The sequence below is a fragment of the Burkholderia sp. LMG 13014 genome (assembly GCF_905232215.1).
GTDB lineage: Bacteria > Pseudomonadota > Gammaproteobacteria > Burkholderiales > Burkholderiaceae > Burkholderia.
This window is the reverse complement of the sequence record NZ_CAJNKE010000102.1, coordinates 1-15,149: the sequence shown is the minus strand read 5'-3', so window position 1 is coordinate 15,149 and position 15,149 is coordinate 1. Positions and strand designations below refer to the sequence as shown.

General features: G+C 66.7%; 13 protein-coding genes and 1 pseudogene. 7 read left to right on the top strand and 7 right to left on the bottom strand.

What is annotated here, in order from left to right; genetic code table 11:
- The 3 genes from JYJ84_RS13785 to JYJ84_RS13775 all read left to right on the top strand — a co-directional run.
- The coding region (locus JYJ84_RS13785) for a histone deacetylase family protein (protein WP_205189224.1) at positions 1-709 on the top strand (709 nt) is incomplete at its 5' end.
- A gap of 68 nt (positions 710-777) precedes the next feature.
- Positions 778-1,854, top strand: a complete 1,077-nt coding sequence (locus tag JYJ84_RS13780; RefSeq protein WP_175222197.1) for an ornithine cyclodeaminase — start codon at positions 778-780, stop codon at positions 1,852-1,854.
- A gap of 76 nt (positions 1,855-1,930) precedes the next feature.
- Positions 1,931-3,064 (top strand): branched-chain amino acid ABC transporter substrate-binding protein, encoded by a 1,134-nt coding sequence (locus JYJ84_RS13775; RefSeq protein WP_175222198.1) that lies wholly within the window; start codon positions 1,931-1,933, stop codon positions 3,062-3,064.
- A gap of 68 nt (positions 3,065-3,132) precedes the next feature.
- Here the strand turns inward: JYJ84_RS13775 and JYJ84_RS13770 are convergent, their stop codons facing one another.
- Positions 3,133-4,002, bottom strand: coding sequence for a mechanosensitive ion channel family protein (locus tag JYJ84_RS13770; RefSeq protein ID WP_122948570.1), 870 nt, complete (start codon positions 4,000-4,002; stop codon positions 3,133-3,135).
- A 340-nt stretch (positions 4,003-4,342) separates the two neighbouring features.
- Here JYJ84_RS13770 and JYJ84_RS13765 point away from each other — a divergent pair, with 340 nt between their 5' ends.
- Complete coding sequence (locus JYJ84_RS13765) at positions 4,343-5,698, top strand: M23 family metallopeptidase (RefSeq protein ID WP_122948571.1); 1,356 nt, start codon at positions 4,343-4,345, stop codon at positions 5,696-5,698.
- 57 nt (positions 5,699-5,755) lie between these two features.
- Here JYJ84_RS13765 and JYJ84_RS13760 read toward each other — a convergent pair whose 3' ends face one another.
- Positions 5,756-6,595 carry an AraC family transcriptional regulator gene (locus JYJ84_RS13760; protein WP_175222199.1) on the bottom strand — a complete coding sequence of 280 codons (840 nt, stop codon included), beginning with the start codon at positions 6,593-6,595 and terminating at the stop codon, positions 5,756-5,758.
- Between the two features lie 183 nt (positions 6,596-6,778).
- On the opposite strand from JYJ84_RS13760, the gene JYJ84_RS13755 reads away from it, so the two are divergent.
- A complete protein-coding gene (locus JYJ84_RS13755; RefSeq protein WP_172209230.1) occupies positions 6,779-7,300 on the top strand; it encodes an Rrf2 family transcriptional regulator in 522 nt (173 codons plus the stop codon).
- 85 nt (positions 7,301-7,385) lie between these two features.
- On the opposite strand, the gene JYJ84_RS13750 is transcribed toward JYJ84_RS13755, so the two are convergent.
- From JYJ84_RS13750 to JYJ84_RS13740, 3 genes are all read right to left on the bottom strand, one after another.
- Positions 7,386-8,591: an NAD(P)/FAD-dependent oxidoreductase gene (locus tag JYJ84_RS13750; protein WP_175222200.1), complete on the bottom strand. Its 1,206-nt coding sequence runs from the start codon at positions 8,589-8,591 to the stop codon at positions 7,386-7,388.
- Between the two features lie 357 nt (positions 8,592-8,948).
- Positions 8,949-9,683 (bottom strand): fucose-binding lectin II, encoded by a 735-nt coding sequence (locus JYJ84_RS13745; RefSeq protein WP_175222201.1) that lies wholly within the window; start codon positions 9,681-9,683, stop codon positions 8,949-8,951.
- Between the two features lie 213 nt (positions 9,684-9,896).
- Positions 9,897-10,286, bottom strand: coding sequence for a fucose-binding lectin II (locus JYJ84_RS13740; protein WP_043178912.1), 390 nt, complete (start codon positions 10,284-10,286; stop codon positions 9,897-9,899).
- Positions 10,287-11,233: 947 nt separating this feature from the next.
- Between JYJ84_RS13740 and leuA the strand changes: the two genes are divergently transcribed.
- On the top strand, positions 11,234-12,943 hold the full coding sequence (gene leuA / locus JYJ84_RS13735; RefSeq protein ID WP_175222223.1) for a 2-isopropylmalate synthase: 1,710 nt from the start codon (positions 11,234-11,236) through the stop codon (positions 12,941-12,943).
- Here the strand turns inward: leuA and JYJ84_RS13730 are convergent.
- Both JYJ84_RS13730 and JYJ84_RS13725 read right to left on the bottom strand, forming a co-directional pair.
- Positions 12,861-13,916 (bottom strand): LysR family transcriptional regulator, encoded by a 1,056-nt coding sequence (locus JYJ84_RS13730; protein WP_175222202.1) that lies wholly within the window; start codon positions 13,914-13,916, stop codon positions 12,861-12,863. The two genes, leuA and JYJ84_RS13730, sit on opposite strands and share 83 nt — an antisense overlap.
- Positions 13,917-14,029: 113 nt before the next feature.
- A complete protein-coding gene (locus JYJ84_RS13725) occupies positions 14,030-14,803 on the bottom strand; it encodes a helix-turn-helix domain-containing protein (RefSeq protein WP_122948577.1) in 774 nt (257 codons plus the stop codon).
- 134 nt (positions 14,804-14,937) lie between these two features.
- On the opposite strand from JYJ84_RS13725, the pseudogene JYJ84_RS13720 reads away from it, so the two are divergent.
- Positions 14,938-15,149: pseudogene (locus JYJ84_RS13720) on the top strand (TolC family protein); the annotation flags it as partial.

Here is a 15,149-nt window from a genome sequence, read left to right as displayed (position 1 = left end):
CGGCTTCTACGCGATGGACGCCGGCGCGCCGATCAACGCCGGCACGTGGGATGCCGTGAGCGCGAGCGCGAACTCGGCGCTCACCGGCGCCGACCTGCTGTCGAGCGGCGCGGCGCGCGCGGCGTTCGCGCTGTGCCGCCCGCCCGGCCACCACGCGGGCCGCGAGTACATGGGCGGCTATTGCTACCTGAACAACGCGGCGATCGCCGCGCAGCACTGCATCGCGCAGGGCGCCGCGCGCGTCGCGGTGCTCGACGTCGATTTCCATCACGGCAACGGCACGCAGGACATCTTCTACGACCGCGCGGACGTGCTGTTCGCGTCGCTCCACGGCGAGCCGCCGGTGTCGTACCCGTACTTCTCCGGCTATGCGGAAGAGCGCGGCATCGGCGCGGGCGAAGGGTTCAACCTGAACCTGCCGCTGCCGAAGGGCACGCTGTGGGACACCTACTCGGCGGCGCTCGACCACGCGGCCGCCGCGATTGCCGCACACGCGCCCGACGCGCTCGTCGTGTCGCTCGGCGTCGATACCTTCGAGCACGACCCGATCAGCCATTTCCGGCTGCGCTCGCCCGACTACCTGCGCATCGGCGCGGCGCTCGCGCGCCTGAACGTGCCGACGCTGTTCGTGATGGAAGGCGGCTACATGGTCGACGAGATCGGCATCAACGCGGTCAACGTGCTGCTGGGATTCGAAGGGCGCGCGTAACGCGCGGCGCCGACCGTTTCAACGGCGGCCGTGCCCCGTGCCGGCCGCCGCAACCGTGGAGCAAGGGCATGACGCGATATCTGGATGTGACGAGCGTGTCGACGCTCGTGGCCGAAGTCGGGATGACGCAGATCCTGACGACGATGGCCTCGTATATCGAGCAGGACTACCGGCGCTGGGAGACGTTCGAGAAGACCGCCCGCCTCGCCAGCCATTCGACCGACGGCGTGATCGAGCTGATGCCGACGTCGGACGCGCGGCTGTACGCGTTCAAGTACGTGAACGGCCATCCGAAGAACACCAAGGCCGACCTGCTGACCGTGATGGCGTTCGGCGTGCTGGCCGACGTCGATACCGGCTATCCGCTGCTGCTGAGCGAGATGACGCTGACGACGGCGATCCGCACCGCCGCGACCTCCGCCTTGGTCGCACGCTTTCTCGCGCGCGCCGATGCGCGTTCGATGGCGTTGATCGGCAACGGCGCGCAGAGCGAATTCCAGGCGATCGCGTTCCACGAGATGCTCGGCATCGACGAGCTGCGTGTGTTCGACATCGATCCGGCGGCGACCGACAAGCTGATCCGCAACCTCGCGTCGTTCGAGGGACTGCGCGTGATTCGCTGTGCGTCGGCGGCGGAAGCCGTGCGCGGCGCGGACATCGTGACGACGGTCACCGCCGACAAGACCAACGCGACGATCCTGACGCCGGACATGATCGAGGACGGGATGCACGTGAACGCGGTGGGCGGCGATTGCCCGGGCAAGACCGAGCTGCATGCGGACGTGCTGCGGCGCGCACGCGTCGTCGTCGAATACGAGCCGCAGACGCGCATCGAAGGCGATATCCAGCAGATGCCGGCGGAGTTCCCGGTGATCGAGTTCGCGCGGATCGTGTCGGGCGCCGAGCCGGGCCGCGAATCGGACGCGCAGGTGACGGTGTTCGATTCGGTCGGCTTCGCGCTCGAGGATTTCTCGGCGCTGCGCTACCTGAACGCGGCGGCACGCGAGCGCGAGATCGGGATCGAGCTCGACCTGATTCCCGCGCCGCGCGATCCGAAGGACCTGTACGGCGTCGCGACGCGCGGCGAGCACGCCGTGCTGCCGGCCGGGATGGGCCGTGCGGTGCGGGAAGCGCTGCACCACTGACCGCAACCGATTCGTCATCCGAACCACAACACGTCCCGCATTGCACGGGGCTCACAAGACTGACCAGGAGACAGACATGCTTCGATATCCCATGACGGCACTCGCGGCGGCGGCGGCGCTCACATGCGCGCCGCCCGCGCACGCGGACGAAATCGTGCGCATCGGCCACGTCGGGCCGCTGACCGGCGCGATCGCGCACCTCGGCAAGGACAGCGAGAACGGCGCGCGCCTCGCGGTCGAGGAAATCAATGCGAAGGGCCTGACGATCGGCGGCAAGAAGGTCACGCTGCAGCTCGACGCGCAGGACGACGCGGGCGATCCGCGCACCGCGACGCAGGTTGCGCAGCGGCTCGTCGACGACAAGGTGGTGGGTGTCGTCGGCCATCACAACTCCGGTACGTCGATCCCGGCGTCGCGCGTCTATCGCGACGGCGGCGTCGTGCAGATCTCGCAGGCCGCGACCAACCCGACGTACACGCAGCAGGGCTTCAAGACGACCTATCGCGTGGTCGCGACCGACGCGCAGCAGGGGCCGGCGCTCGCGATGTATGCGGCGAAGAACATGGGCATCAAGACGGTGGCCGTGGTCGACGATTCGACCGCGTACGGGCAGGGCCTCGCGACCGAGTTCGAGAAGGCGGCGAAGGCGGCCGGGATGAAGGTCGTGTCGCGCGATGCGACCAACGACAAGGCGATCGACTTCCGCGCGATCCTCACGAAGATCAAGGGTGCAAACCCGGACGCGATCATGTACGGCGGCATGGACGCGACGGGCGGGCCGCTGGCGAAGCAGGCGCGCCAGCTCGGCATGCGCGCGAAGATCCTCGCCGGCGATGGCGTGTGCTCGACGGACCTGCCGAAGCTCGCGGGCCCGGCGTCCGACAACGTCGTGTGCTCCGAGGCCGGTATCGCGCTCGAGAAGATGCCGGGCGGCGCGGCGTTCGCGAAGCGCTACGAAGCGCGTTACCACCAGCCGATGCAGGTGTACGCGCCGTTCTCGTACGACGCCGTCAATATCATCGTCGACGCGATGAAGCGCGCGAACTCGACCGACCCGGCGAAGGTGCTGGCCGCGATGCCGGCCACCGACTACCAAGGCGTGATCGGTGAGACGAGCTTCACGCCGCAGGGCGACCTGAAGCACGGCGCGATTTCGGTGTTCACGTACAAGAGCGGCAAGAAGGCGCTGCTCGATATCGTGAAGATGTGATGTGGCGGTGACGTTGCGTTGACGTCGCGTGGGCCGCGAAGCAGGAGGTGCTTCGCGGCCTTCGCCGTTTACAGCGCGCGCGTTTGTGCGCGGTCGGCGCGACGCTCCGCGTCGTGCACGATGTGCAGCTCGCGCGTGCGGATCGGCAGCGTGCAGCTCGCGTCGGCGAGCGTCTTGCGCACCTGGCGCGCGAGGCGCCAGCGCATCGCCCAGAACTTGTCGGTGTGCGTCCACACGCGCATGTTCGCGACGACCGTGCTGTCGTCGAAGCGCATCACCATCACGTCCGGCGCGGGATCCTGCAGCACGTCGGGATCGGCCGCGGCCAGCCCGCGCAGCGCGTCGAGCGCGCGATCGATGTCGTCATGTACCGAGACTTCCACTTCGAGATCGAGGCGGCGCGTCGGGTTGCGCGTGTAGTTGCGGATCGAGCTGCCCCACAGCGCGCTGTTCGGCACGTATTCGCAGATGCCGTCCGGCTTCGTCAGCCGCGTCATGAAGAGCCCGACTTCGTCGACGGTGCCCGCGACGCCCGTGCCGCCGTCGATATAGTCGCCGACCTTGAACGGTCGCAGCAGCAGAAGCATGATGCCGGCCGCGATGTTCTGCATCGTGCCTTGCAGTGCAAGCCCGATCGCGAGGCCGGCCGCGCCGAGCACCGCGACGATGCTCGCGGTTTCGATGCCGAGCTGCGACAGCGCGCCGACGATCGCGACGATGCGGATGCCCCACACGGCGACGTCGCAGAGGATCGGCCGCAGCGTGTCGTCGACACGCTCCTTGTTCGAGAGCAGGCGGTTCAGCCAGTTGCCGATGCGTTTCGACAGCCACCAGCCGGCGACGAGCAGCGCCAGGCCGGCGCACAGCTTGATGGAGAGGGTGGACAGCGCGTTCCACAGGAACGTCCAGCGTTCCGGATGCAGGTGATCGAGCAACATGACGGGATTCCGGTTTGAAGAAACAGTGCGCGCCGCGCCGCGTGCCTGCCGGGGGCGGGCAGGCTTGCGCTCACGCGCGGACAGCGTTCGACCGTACACGGCGCACGATGGTTCGCGCGAATGGGGGCGGGCGAATGCCGCGTCGTCGTGCCGCCGTGCTGCGAAATCGCGATTTCGACTTAGTACGAATCGGATTTCCAATTAAATGAGACGAGTCCTATTCAGCCATTTCGATCACGCCGGTACACTCGTTTTCACGTTGCCGGGCCGCGACGATCGTTCCTCCGCGATACCCGGTTCTCTCCCGATTTTTCACTGACAGACAGCGAGTGACGACGTCATGCGGTTAGACCTGCGTTTCCGTCTCGCACGCGAACAAGGTCAACCCGCGCAGCGCGGCGTTCACGCTTTCCCGATGCGTCGCGCGCTGCTGCGCGGTGTCATGGCGGCGGCCTGTGTGGCCGGCGCACCGGGTGCGGTGGCACACGCGTCCCACGACGCCGCGCCGTTTTCGCCCGTGACGGATGACCTTGTCGACGTGCCTTTTTTCAATGCCGCACGCACGACGTGGGGCGGCTTGCACGCATCGACGGCCTTGCCGCTCGACGTTGCCTATGCGTCGCATGTGTCGACCGCCGGTGAACGCGACGACCCCGTTGCGCGCTTCGGGGCATGCGTGGCTTACCGCGTGCTGTGCGATGCGGCGCGCGTGGCGGTCGAACGCGCGTATGCGTCGCGGTTCGAGTACGGTCTTGCGTCGGCGTTGCCCGCGATGGGTGAACCGGCTGCGTTCGAACGGCGTCCCGTCGATCTTGCCGATGCCGAGCCGTTCGTGCTCGCGGAAGCCGAGCGCGGCGCGCGGGCCGGCGCGATCGTCGGCAGCCTGAAGGCGTCGCTGGCACGCGCCGATCTGTCGGCTGGCGTTGCCGCGCAGATCACCCGCATGCTCGCCGGGCGCGTCGACCTGAAACAGCACGGAGCGCTCGGCGACACCTTCCGCGTTGCATACGAACCCGACGGCAACGCGATACTGCCTGGCGGCGTGCGCGTGACGGCGCTCGAGCTCCGCTTTCGCGGCCAGCAGGTCGCGGGCGTGTGGTTTGCGCCCCATGCCGGTTCGCCGGGCGCCTATTACGATCTCGACGGCGTGCCGCTCGCTGGCTCGCGGTTTGCGATGCCAGTCAGCGCAAAACGGATCAGTTCGCCATTCGGTGCGCGCGTGCATCCGGTGACCGGCACGCGTCACGTGCATTCCGGCGTCGATCTCGCGGCGCCGGCCGGGCGCGCGGTTCATGCGTCGGAGCGCGGCGTCGTGACGTTCATCGGCACCGAGCCGCGAGGCTACGGCAAGTACGTGGTGATCCGCCATGACGGCGGCTATGCGTCGTACTACGCGCACCTGTCGGCATTCGAGCCGACGCTGCGAACCGGCGCCCGGGTCGCGCGCGGCCAGCGTGTCGGCGCGGTCGGCAGCACGGGCACGGCCACCGGGCCGCATCTGCACTTCGAGGTCCGTCGGCATGACCGTCTCGTCGACCCGATTGCGTTGGTACAAGCGGGCAAGGCGGCGAAGCTGAAGGGTGAGCGGCGCATGGCGTTCAACCGTGTGGTGCTCGATGCGCGCACGCGCCTGGCGTCGGTTGAGTGGTCGCAGCCGGTTGCAATGTCGAAGCCCGCTGGATCGCGGGCCGGGTGACGATTGGCGAGGTGCCGGTCGCGACGAGCCACGTCGCGGCCGATCCAGGCAAACCGCTTACACAGCGGGTTCGACCGGTAACCAGATTTCAAGCACGCCGGCGCCCGTCACCGGATCGTAGTCCGCGCTGTAGCGCTCGAATTCGGGCGCGTCGGCCGCCTTGAACCCCGACGTCGGCAGCCAGCCGTTCCAGATGCTGTAGAACGTTTGGTGCAGCGTGGAAATATGCCCGCCGTGTTCGAAGACCGCATATCGCTGCGGTGCGAGTTCGACGCATCGAAAGGGCGCGGGCAGCCGGTCGCGGCTGGCGACTTCCACGCCCGCAATGTATTCGAAGCTGCCATCCGCATCGGGGTTGCAGCACACGCCGTAGGTCACGTTGTCGACCTGGCCGGGAATGGTACCGATGTATGGGATGAACGCTTGCCACAGCGCCGGAATGCCTTCGTTGGTTTCGAAGGTGTAACGGTCGCTCATGCCGGCGATCAGCCGCTTGCCGGCGGTTTCGAAGCGTGACGGTACAACGTCGATGATCTTCAGTTCTTTCATGCGAAGCGGCTCCACAAGAGACAATCCGTCGAGAGTGCGCCGTGCCCGCACGTCCTCGGGCGTGATGCCGAAGAGATCGCGGAAGGCGCGCGTGAACGCCTCATGGGAGCCATAGCCGGCATCGAGCGCCACCTGCAGGATGTCCGGCGCGCCTTCCGCCAACGTGCGTGCCGCACGCGTCAGCCGCCTCGACCGGACATAGCGCATCACCGGCCAGCCGGTATTCATCGAGAACAGGCGCGAGAAGCCGAAGCGCGTCATGTCGCAATTGGCGGAAATCCTGTCGAGCGTCAGTTCCCTGTCCAGTTTGGTTTCGATAAACCAGAGTGCTTGTCCAATCGGATTCATGGCGTGCCATTGAGGGTGTCGAGCGGACTATATGGTATCGGCGGCGGGGGCATTTGATCGTTCTTGCAGGGCTGGCGAATGCAAGCAATCATCGCTGCCGAAAACGGGACGGATGGCGCGACGGGTGACATTGTCGCCGCACTGCGCTACGCTCCCAACTCCGATACCCCGAGTCGCAATAGCATGTCGTTCATCAGCACCGGCGTCGAGTATGGCCTGCATTGCCTGCTCTATCTCGCCGACACTTCCACGGGCGTGCGCGACGCGAGCGTGCGCGACCTGGCCGAGATGCAGGGCGTCTCCGTCGATTACGCGGCCAAGCTTTTCACGCGTCTCGCGAAGGCCGGGATCGTCGTGTCCAGCGAAGGCATTCGCGGCGGCTTCGCGTTGGCGAGGCCCGCGCGGGACATCTCCGTGCAGGACGTCGTCGAAGCGATCGACGGCGACAAGCGGCTGTTCGACTGCCGTGAAGTGCGCGGCCAGTGCGCGGTGTTCGAAGGCGAGCCGCCCGCGTGGGCCACGCGCGGCACCTGTTCGATTCACGCGGTGATGCAGGCGGCGGAACGGGCGATGCGGGAGGAACTCAGGAAGCAGTCGCTCGCCGATCTCGCCGGGCAGGCCTGGTCGAAAGCGCCTGCGGGCTACGGCCCCAAGGTGGTCGGCTGGTTCGCCGATCGCGCGGCCAGCCGCGGCGGCGAGCGCTGATTCGCGCCGCGCCGCGGCGGCGTCGCACGACGACACGCGGGATGCCGCCACTGCCCCCCGCGCATCGTGCGGGCAAACGCGTTGCTCAGGCCACGACGATCCGCAGCGGATCCGCGGCCGCCAGCGCTTCCGCGCGATCCGCGCGCGGCGGATAGATCCATTCGGAATTGATCTGGTGCTTGAGCTTCTTCGCCTCCGCACCCGTCAGCTTCACTTCACGATCCCAACCTTCCGTATAGACCGCACCCCACGGGCCGAGATCCAGGCACGTCACGTACTTCGGCTGGCTGTACGGGATCTGTTCCAGCCCCAGCAGATCGGCTGCCACGTTGTGCCCTGCCGAACGGCCCAGGTTCATCGCGTGCTGGCATGACATCATCGTGTGGTTGCCTTCGTCGTCGGTGGCCGCATACGCGACGTCGCCCGTCGCGTAGACACCCGGCACGCCTTCGACCGCCAGGTTGCGATCGACGTGCAGGCGCCCCGTTGCGTCGCGGCGGCCCGGAATCTGTTCCGTCAGCGTGCTGGCCCGCAGGCCGGCCGTCCAGATCACCGTGCTCGACTCGATCCGCTCGCCGTCCGCCGTCGTGATACCGGCCGCGTCGACCGATGCGACACCGGACCCGAGCTTCCACGTCACGCCGAGCGTGCGCAGCGCCTCCTCGATGACGGGGCGCGGGCCCTTGCCCAGGTCGGGGCCGATTGCGTCGTTGCGCTCGACGATCACGACCCGCACGTTTGCGTGTTCGCCCAGCGCGGCGCGCAGGCGGGCCGGCATTTCCGCTGCCGTCTCGATGCCGGTGAAGCCGCCGCCTGCCACCACGACCGTATCGCGGGCCGTGGAGGCCGGCTGCAACGCCAGATCGCGAATGTGCGCTTCGAGTTCGACGGCTTCGTCGGTTTGATCGACGCTGAACGTATGCTCGGCCAGACCGGGAATCGCGGGGCGGAACAGGCGGCTGCCGGTCGCCAGCACGAGGCGGTCGTAGTCGAGCGTCGTCGCTTCACCGTCCGTGCGCAGCACGTCGGCGGCCCGGCGCGCCACGTCGATGCGCTCGACCGTGCCCTGCACGAACGTCACGCCCACCGCGTCGAAGATCTCGCCGAGCGGCGCCCGGAAGTTTGCCGGGCCTTCTTCGTAGAGGCGAGGACGGACGTGCAGATGGGCATCCGGCGCCACCACGGTGATTTCCACGTCGGTTCGACCGTGCGCGTCCAGCACGCGCGCCGCGCTCAGCGCGCTCCACATGCCGGCGAAGCCGGCCCCGATAACAAGAATTCGCTTTGCCACTGATTGACTCCGGTTGATTGATGCATGGGGTCGGTAGAACACCGACGTTGCCTGCCGCATCGATGCGCTCCATAACTACGATTCTATGAGTCGTAGTTATGGAGCGCAAGTCCTGTGTGCGGAATGGCGCGTGGATCAATCAGGGAGCGACCCGACGAAAGGCGGTGTCGGGAACGGGAAATCGCTTCGATGCAAAGGCGATCGATGCGTGGTCGCATCAGTACCGCGACCTTGCGCGATCGATCCGGACAGGCCGATTGGTCAGGGAGGCGGGACGTATTCGCAGCGTCAGATCTGGTGTGCCGAAGCAAATCGCCACGCCGGGCGGCGTGGCGATCAGGGTCAGGATTGCGCGGCTTAGCCGAGCGGCCAGTTCAGGATGGCGATACCGTCGTTGTAGTCACCGTCCGTCCCGTCTTCCGATCCGACCAGGCCGAAGTAGGTCTTCTTGAAGAGGTCGACCTGACGTGAGCCGATCTTCGACGGCTTGCCGTTCGCCGTCACGACCACGCGCACCTTCCCCTTGCCGGAGTTCACGATTTGCGTGTTCAGGTTCGTGTCCTGCGTGCCGGTGCCCTGGAACGTCGCGGCCGGTTTTGCGTTGTCGTCGACGAAGACCTCGATCGTCTGCTGCGCCGACGAATTGACCAGCGCGGTCACGCCGAACGCGATGTTCGGCGGCAGGTTGAACACGCCGTCGCGTTCGCCGCCGCCGGTCGTCGTGGTATCCGGCTGCGTGGGCTGCGGCGTCGCTTTCGAGAAGTAATTGACCACCGCACCGACGCCGAACTTCGCCGCGGCCCCGGGCAGTACGCCGGGCGCGCCGGCCCACGTCACCGTGCAGGCGACCACCTGCCCGGCCGCATCGGTCTTCACCTTGTTTTGCCAGCTGCCGACGTCGAAGCTGTACGGGATGGTCGCGATGTCGACGAACACATCGTATTGCGGCAGCTTTTCCACGAGCTGTGCGGTCATGAACTGGCGCATCCGGTCGAGCACTGCCTGGTCGCCGTTCGCCTGTACGGCGGTTGCATCGTTGCCGGCGAGTTGCAGCAGTGCGTACAGATCGTCATGGGTAAACGGTTGTGACATGTCGTCCTCGTCTCGATGAAATGGTTCGCGTCGCGCGGCCGGCGAATGGGTTTCGCCGTTGTCGCGCACGGAGTACAGCGTGGGACTGCAAGTGACTGCTCGAACGAATCGATTCGCAAGGTGGGGTGGGCCCCGTCGCCATTGCGGGATCGACGGCGGCGCACCCGCCCGGCCGCGCCGCGCAATCGTGCTCGGCCCAGCGGCCAGGTCAGGTCAGCCGATCGGCCACTGGAGCACGACGATGCCGTCGTTGTAGTCGCTGTCGTGGCCGTCTTCCGACACGACGATCCCGAAGTTGACCGTGTACGGCGAGCCGTCCGATTTCTTGCCGTTGATCGGCGCGAGGCGCGCATCGGTGGCCGACGGCTTGCCGTTCACCGACACTTCGAAGCGGATCTTGCCGTTGCCGGAATTCAGCGTCGCTTCACGCGTGCCGTCGCGCGTCGTCAGCTTGTGATACGCGGCGGGTTCCTTGCTGTCGCCGATAAACAGCTTGATGTGTTGCTGCTCGGCGGCATTCGCGAAGAAAATCGCGCGGAAATCGGTATTCGGCGGAATCGAAAACTCGCCGGCGCGATTGGAAGACGTTTGAGAATCGGCCATGCTTTCCTCCTGAGGAATGATGGGTAAGGCTTCGAGCCATGTCGCGCAAACGTTTGCCGTTTGAAATGCGACGATCCGAGCATGCCGAAAAATAAATAAAAAAATATTCGATTGAGAATGGTTATTGTTCAGTAAATCGCAAATGGAGGTTAATCGATTTAATGAAATGTGTTCAATCGATGCCATTTGGATATATTCGGGAAACTATATCGGCACGCGTATCGATCTTTTGAACGATGCGCGCTTGCGCAGGCGGGGCGGATGGGGCGGCAGCGGGCAATCGGGCTTCGGCGCGGACGCTCGGCGTTCGCATATGGCAGCGTTGGTTTCAACATCAGCATCTCGGTGGTGGCCGCGCCCACCGGCCACCACCGAACATCCACGCCGAAACCCGATGGCAACGGGAAGAGGGTGCGGCAACCGGCGAAGTGCATTGACCAACTCACTCCGAACGTGAACAGGCGCTCCACCGGCGCCGCACCCGTGAAGCATATCGACGGGGCGGGTCGAGGCCTATCGGACGAGACTGATTTTGCAGACCGCGCAGGCGGGCGATCGGCGAATTTCGCGTTGACAGCGCCCGTCACTCTGTGATTTGATTTCGGCCATGCAAGCCGCCCAGCTCCTCTTTTCGCTACGACTACTAGCCCGTTTCTCCGGGCTGGGTCTGCGGCTGCGCGCTTTCCATCTGCTTCTTTCCTGAAGCGCCAGATTTCCCCCGCATCATCGACCTGGCCCCGGTTGTCGACCGGCGCCTGAGTTCGTCCTTCCTCCGAATCGCTCCGCTCCGTCCCGGTCGCTCAACCGCCAAGGCTGTCGTTCGCCGTACCGCATAGCCGTTGTGCCGTTTTCTACCGTTTTTACCGCTGCGCGCGCAGCCGGCCGCCACGATCGATGGCCGCCGCGCCGCGGTTTCCCGACCAACCGACCGAGGACCGACCATCATGATGCTGAAGAACCCCGCGACGAAGTACCGACCGTTCACGCCCGTCAACCTGCCGAACCGCATGTGGCCGACGCGCACGATCACGCAAGCGCCGATCTGGATGAGCACCGACCTGCGCGACGGCAACCAGTCGCTGTTCGAGCCGATGGACGCCGCGCGCAAGATGCGGATGTTCAAGATGCTGGTCGCGATCGGCTTCAAGGAGATCGAGGTCGCGTTCCCGTCGGCGTCCGAGACCGACTTCAACTTCGTGCGCGAGCTGATCGAAGGCGGCCACGTTCCCGACGACGTGACGATCGAGGTGCTCACGCAGGCGCGCGACGACCTGATCGAGCGCACCTTCGACTCGCTGCGCGGCGCGAAGCGCGCGATCGTGCACCTGTACAACGCGACCGCGCCGGAATTCCGCAAGATCGTGTTCGGCCTCGACCGCGACGGCGTGAAGGCGCTCGCGGTGAACGCCGCGCGCACGATCAAGCGCTGCGCCGACGCCGCGACCGACACGCATTTCACGCTGCAATACAGCCCGGAAACCTTCACGGCGACCGAGCTCGATTTCGCGAAGGAAGTCTGCGACGCCGTGTTCGACGTCTGGCAGCCGACGCCGGAGCACAAGGCGATCGTGAACCTGCCGGCCACCGTCGAAGTCGGCACGCCGAACTTCTACGCGGACCAGATCGAATGGATGCACCGCAACCTCGCGCGCCGCGATGCGCTGATCGTGTCCGTGCATCCGCACAACGACCGCGGCACCGCGGTCGCGGCGGCCGAGCTCGCGGTGATGGCCGGCGCGGACCGGATCGAGGGCTGCCTGTTCGGCAACGGCGAACGCACCGGTAACGTCGATCTCGTCACGCTCGCGCTGAACCTGTATTCGCAGGGCGTCGATCCGGGCCTCGATTTCTCGCAGATCAACGAAGTCGCGCGCACTGCCGAGGAATGCACGCAGTTGCCGATCCATCCGCGCCATCCGTATGTCGGCGATCTGGTGTTTACCGCGTTCTCCGGCTCGCACCAGGACGCGATCAAGAAGGGCTTCGCGGTACAGCGTCCCGATGCCGTGTGGGAAATGCCGTACCTGCCGATCGATCCGAGCGATGTCGGCCGCACGTACGACTCGATCATTCGCGTGAACAGCCAGTCGGGCAAGGGCGGTATCGCGTACCTGCTCGAGCAGAGCTATGGCGTCGCGCTGCCGCGCCGCCTGCAGGTCGACTTCAGCGCGGCCGTGCAGCGCCTGACCGACGACAGCGGGCTCGAGGTGACGAGCGCACAGATCTGGTCGCTGTTCCAGCAGGAATACGTGGAAGGCGATGCGCCGCTGCGTTATGTCGGCCATGAGCTGACCGAGCGCGACGGCCGCGAGACGATCGTGCTGACCGCCGACGTGCACGGCGAGCGCCGCGTGCTGCGCGGTGAAGGCAATGGCCCGCTCGATGCGTTGATGCATGCGTTGCGTACGCCGCTGCGCATTCAGCACTACGAGGAGCGTGCGTTGTCGCAGGGCGCCGACGCAAAGGCGATCGCGATCGCGGAACTGTCCGGTACGGGCGTGCGCGGCAGTGCGTTCGGCGTCGGCATCGACGCGAACCTGACGACCGCGTCGATCCGCGCGGTGATCAGCGGCATCAACCGTGCGTATGCGCGCGCGGACGAAGCGGTGCAGGCGACGTTTTTTGGCGCGCAGCCCGCGGTGAAGGCTGTCGCGTAAGCGAGGGGTTGGCGGCCGCGCCGGCGGTGTCCGGCGCGGTCGCGTCGTGGTCCGTGCGGTTGCCTCCGTGCGGCCCGTTGAGCGCGGCGCGCAGTTCCGCCTTCATGAAATCCACCCACGCGCGCGTCTTCGCGTCGAGATGCTGGCGCGACGGATACACCAGAAACACACCCACATCCTCGGCCCGGTAACCGGGCAGCACGCGCACCAGCGCGCCTGAACGCAGCCCGTCGTCCGCGACGAACTCCGGCAGCAGGCCGATTCCTGCCCCTTCCCGTACCGCGATTTCAAGCGATGCCGCGACGTCGGCCGTCATCGCCGGCTCGAATGCGATCGTTTCCGAATCCGCACCGCGCGTCAGCGTCCATTCGCGCACCGGGTACGCGGGCGCGACCAGTTGCAGGCAGCGATGCCGCGCGAGCGCGCGCGGCGTGTCCGGCATACCGTGTTGCGCGACATACGCGGGCGACGCGCACAGCACGCTGCCGATCCGCCCGACGTCGATCGCGACCTGATCGGAACTCGGCAGGCTCGGCATCGCGATCACCGCGACGTCGTAGCTGTCGCGGATCAGGTCGGGCACCTGCGGCGCGAGCGTCAGGTCGACGCTGACGTCCGGATAGCGCGCCTGGAAGCGCGCGACGAGCGGAATCACGAAACGGTTCGCGATGCTGGCGCTGCAGTGCGCGCGCAGCCGGCCGTGCGGATGCAGCCGTGCGCCGCGCGCTTCGCGTTCGCTCGCGTCGACGGCACGCGTGATGTCGCGTGCACGCGCCAGATAGCGCTCGCCGGCTTCGGTCAGGCACATCGAGCGCGTCGTGCGGTTCAGCAGCCGGATGCCGAGATGCGCTTCGAGCGACGCGATCGTGCGGCTGACATACGCGGTCGTGAGATTGAGCCGCTTGCCGGTTTCGGTGAAGGTCCCTGCGTCGGCGAGCGTGACGAAAACCTGCATGCTTTGAATCAGATCCATCGGCGGGGCGGGCGCGTGGCGCCGGTGTCGTGCGATGCCGCTACTGTAGCGAGCGGCCTGCCGCGCCGCGCGCGCACGTCAGCGCGCGATCGTCGCGAAACGGACAGGGCGGTTCAGCGTCGCGAGAAGTATTCGCTCGGCGGCACGCCGAGTGCCTTGCGGAACATCGCTGCGAACGCGCTGGGACTGTCGTAGCCGTGCTCGAGCGCGAGTTCGAGGATCGGCGTGCCGGCGGCCAGACGCGGCAGGCTCAGCAGCAGGCGTGCATGGCGGCACCACGCACCGTGCGTCATGCCTGTTTCACGCTTGAAGGTGCGCGCGAGGGTGCGCTCGTTCATGTGCGCGTCGCGCGCCCACGACTGCAGTGTGACGACCGACGACGGTTCGTTGATGAGCCGCGTGCACAGCGCGGCGAGCGCCGGATGGTGCGGCATCGGCACATGCAGCGACAGCAGCGGCGCGATCTCGATTTCGTCGAGGATCAGCGCGAGCACGCGGCCCGCGCGATGCGCGAGGTCGTAATCGGCGGGCAGTTCGCACGCGGTCACGATCAGCTCGCGCAGCAACGTGCCGACCTCGATCACGCGGCATTCGCGCGGCAGGCTCGGCCGTACTTCGTGCGCGACGAACACCGTGCGCATCTGCACGTCGCCGGCCATCCGGATCTCGTGCTGCGTGCCGCCCGGCACCCAGACCGCGCGGCCCGTCGGCACGACCCAGCTGCCGGCATCCGCATGCACGAGCATCACGCCGGAAATCGCGTGGATCAGCTGGCCATGCCGGTGCGAATGCGGCGGATACGCGATGCCGGCCGCCGCGTCGGACGCGACGACGGCGATCTGCTTGTGCTTGTCCTTATGTTCGAGCGCGCTGAAAAATTGATCCATGTGTCATTTTCTCGACGACGAATGCGCTTTGCGCGCGAGATCGACCGAATGGGTCGAAATTACCATAGGCCCATCGTTTGTTCGACTGCCATTGCACGATGCGAGCCTCGTCTTCTCCTCCGGTTTCCTTCCGTTTGTCTGTTGCCGCCGCGCTGCTGAGCGCCGCGACGCTTGCCGCCTGCTCGGCCGGCATGCCGTACCGTCCGCCTGAGACCGATGCGGCACGCACGGCACCGTTCGACGCGGCGGCCGATGCGCCCGTCGCGTCCGGCGGCGCGTTGCCCGACCGCTGGTGGCAGTTGTTCGACGATCCGGCGCTCGACGCACTCGTGCGCGAAGCGCTCGC

What these genes read in the sequence shown, in the direction of transcription:
- JYJ84_RS13780 (WP_175222197.1), top strand. Translation starts at nt 778, where the DNA reads ATGACGCGATATCTGGATGTGACGAGCGTGTCGACGCTCGTGGCCGAA.
- JYJ84_RS13775 (WP_175222198.1), top strand. Translation starts at nt 1,931, where the DNA reads ATGCTTCGATATCCCATGACGGCACTCGCGGCGGCGGCGGCGCTCACA.
- JYJ84_RS13770 (WP_122948570.1), bottom strand. Translation starts at nt 4,002, where the DNA reads ATGTTGCTCGATCACCTGCATCCGGAACGCTGGACGTTCCTGTGGAAC.
- JYJ84_RS13765 (WP_122948571.1), top strand. Translation starts at nt 4,343, where the DNA reads ATGCGGTTAGACCTGCGTTTCCGTCTCGCACGCGAACAAGGTCAACCC.
- JYJ84_RS13760 (WP_175222199.1), bottom strand. Translation starts at nt 6,595, where the DNA reads ATGAATCCGATTGGACAAGCACTCTGGTTTATCGAAACCAAACTGGAC.
- JYJ84_RS13755 (WP_172209230.1), top strand. Translation starts at nt 6,779, where the DNA reads ATGTCGTTCATCAGCACCGGCGTCGAGTATGGCCTGCATTGCCTGCTC.
- JYJ84_RS13745 (WP_175222201.1), bottom strand. Translation starts at nt 9,683, where the DNA reads ATGTCACAACCGTTTACCCATGACGATCTGTACGCACTGCTGCAACTC.
- JYJ84_RS13740 (WP_043178912.1), bottom strand. Translation starts at nt 10,286, where the DNA reads ATGGCCGATTCTCAAACGTCTTCCAATCGCGCCGGCGAGTTTTCGATT.
- leuA (WP_175222223.1), top strand. Translation starts at nt 11,234, where the DNA reads ATGCTGAAGAACCCCGCGACGAAGTACCGACCGTTCACGCCCGTCAAC.
- JYJ84_RS13730 (WP_175222202.1), bottom strand. Translation starts at nt 13,916, where the DNA reads ATGGATCTGATTCAAAGCATGCAGGTTTTCGTCACGCTCGCCGACGCA.
- JYJ84_RS13725 (WP_122948577.1), bottom strand. Translation starts at nt 14,803, where the DNA reads ATGGATCAATTTTTCAGCGCGCTCGAACATAAGGACAAGCACAAGCAG.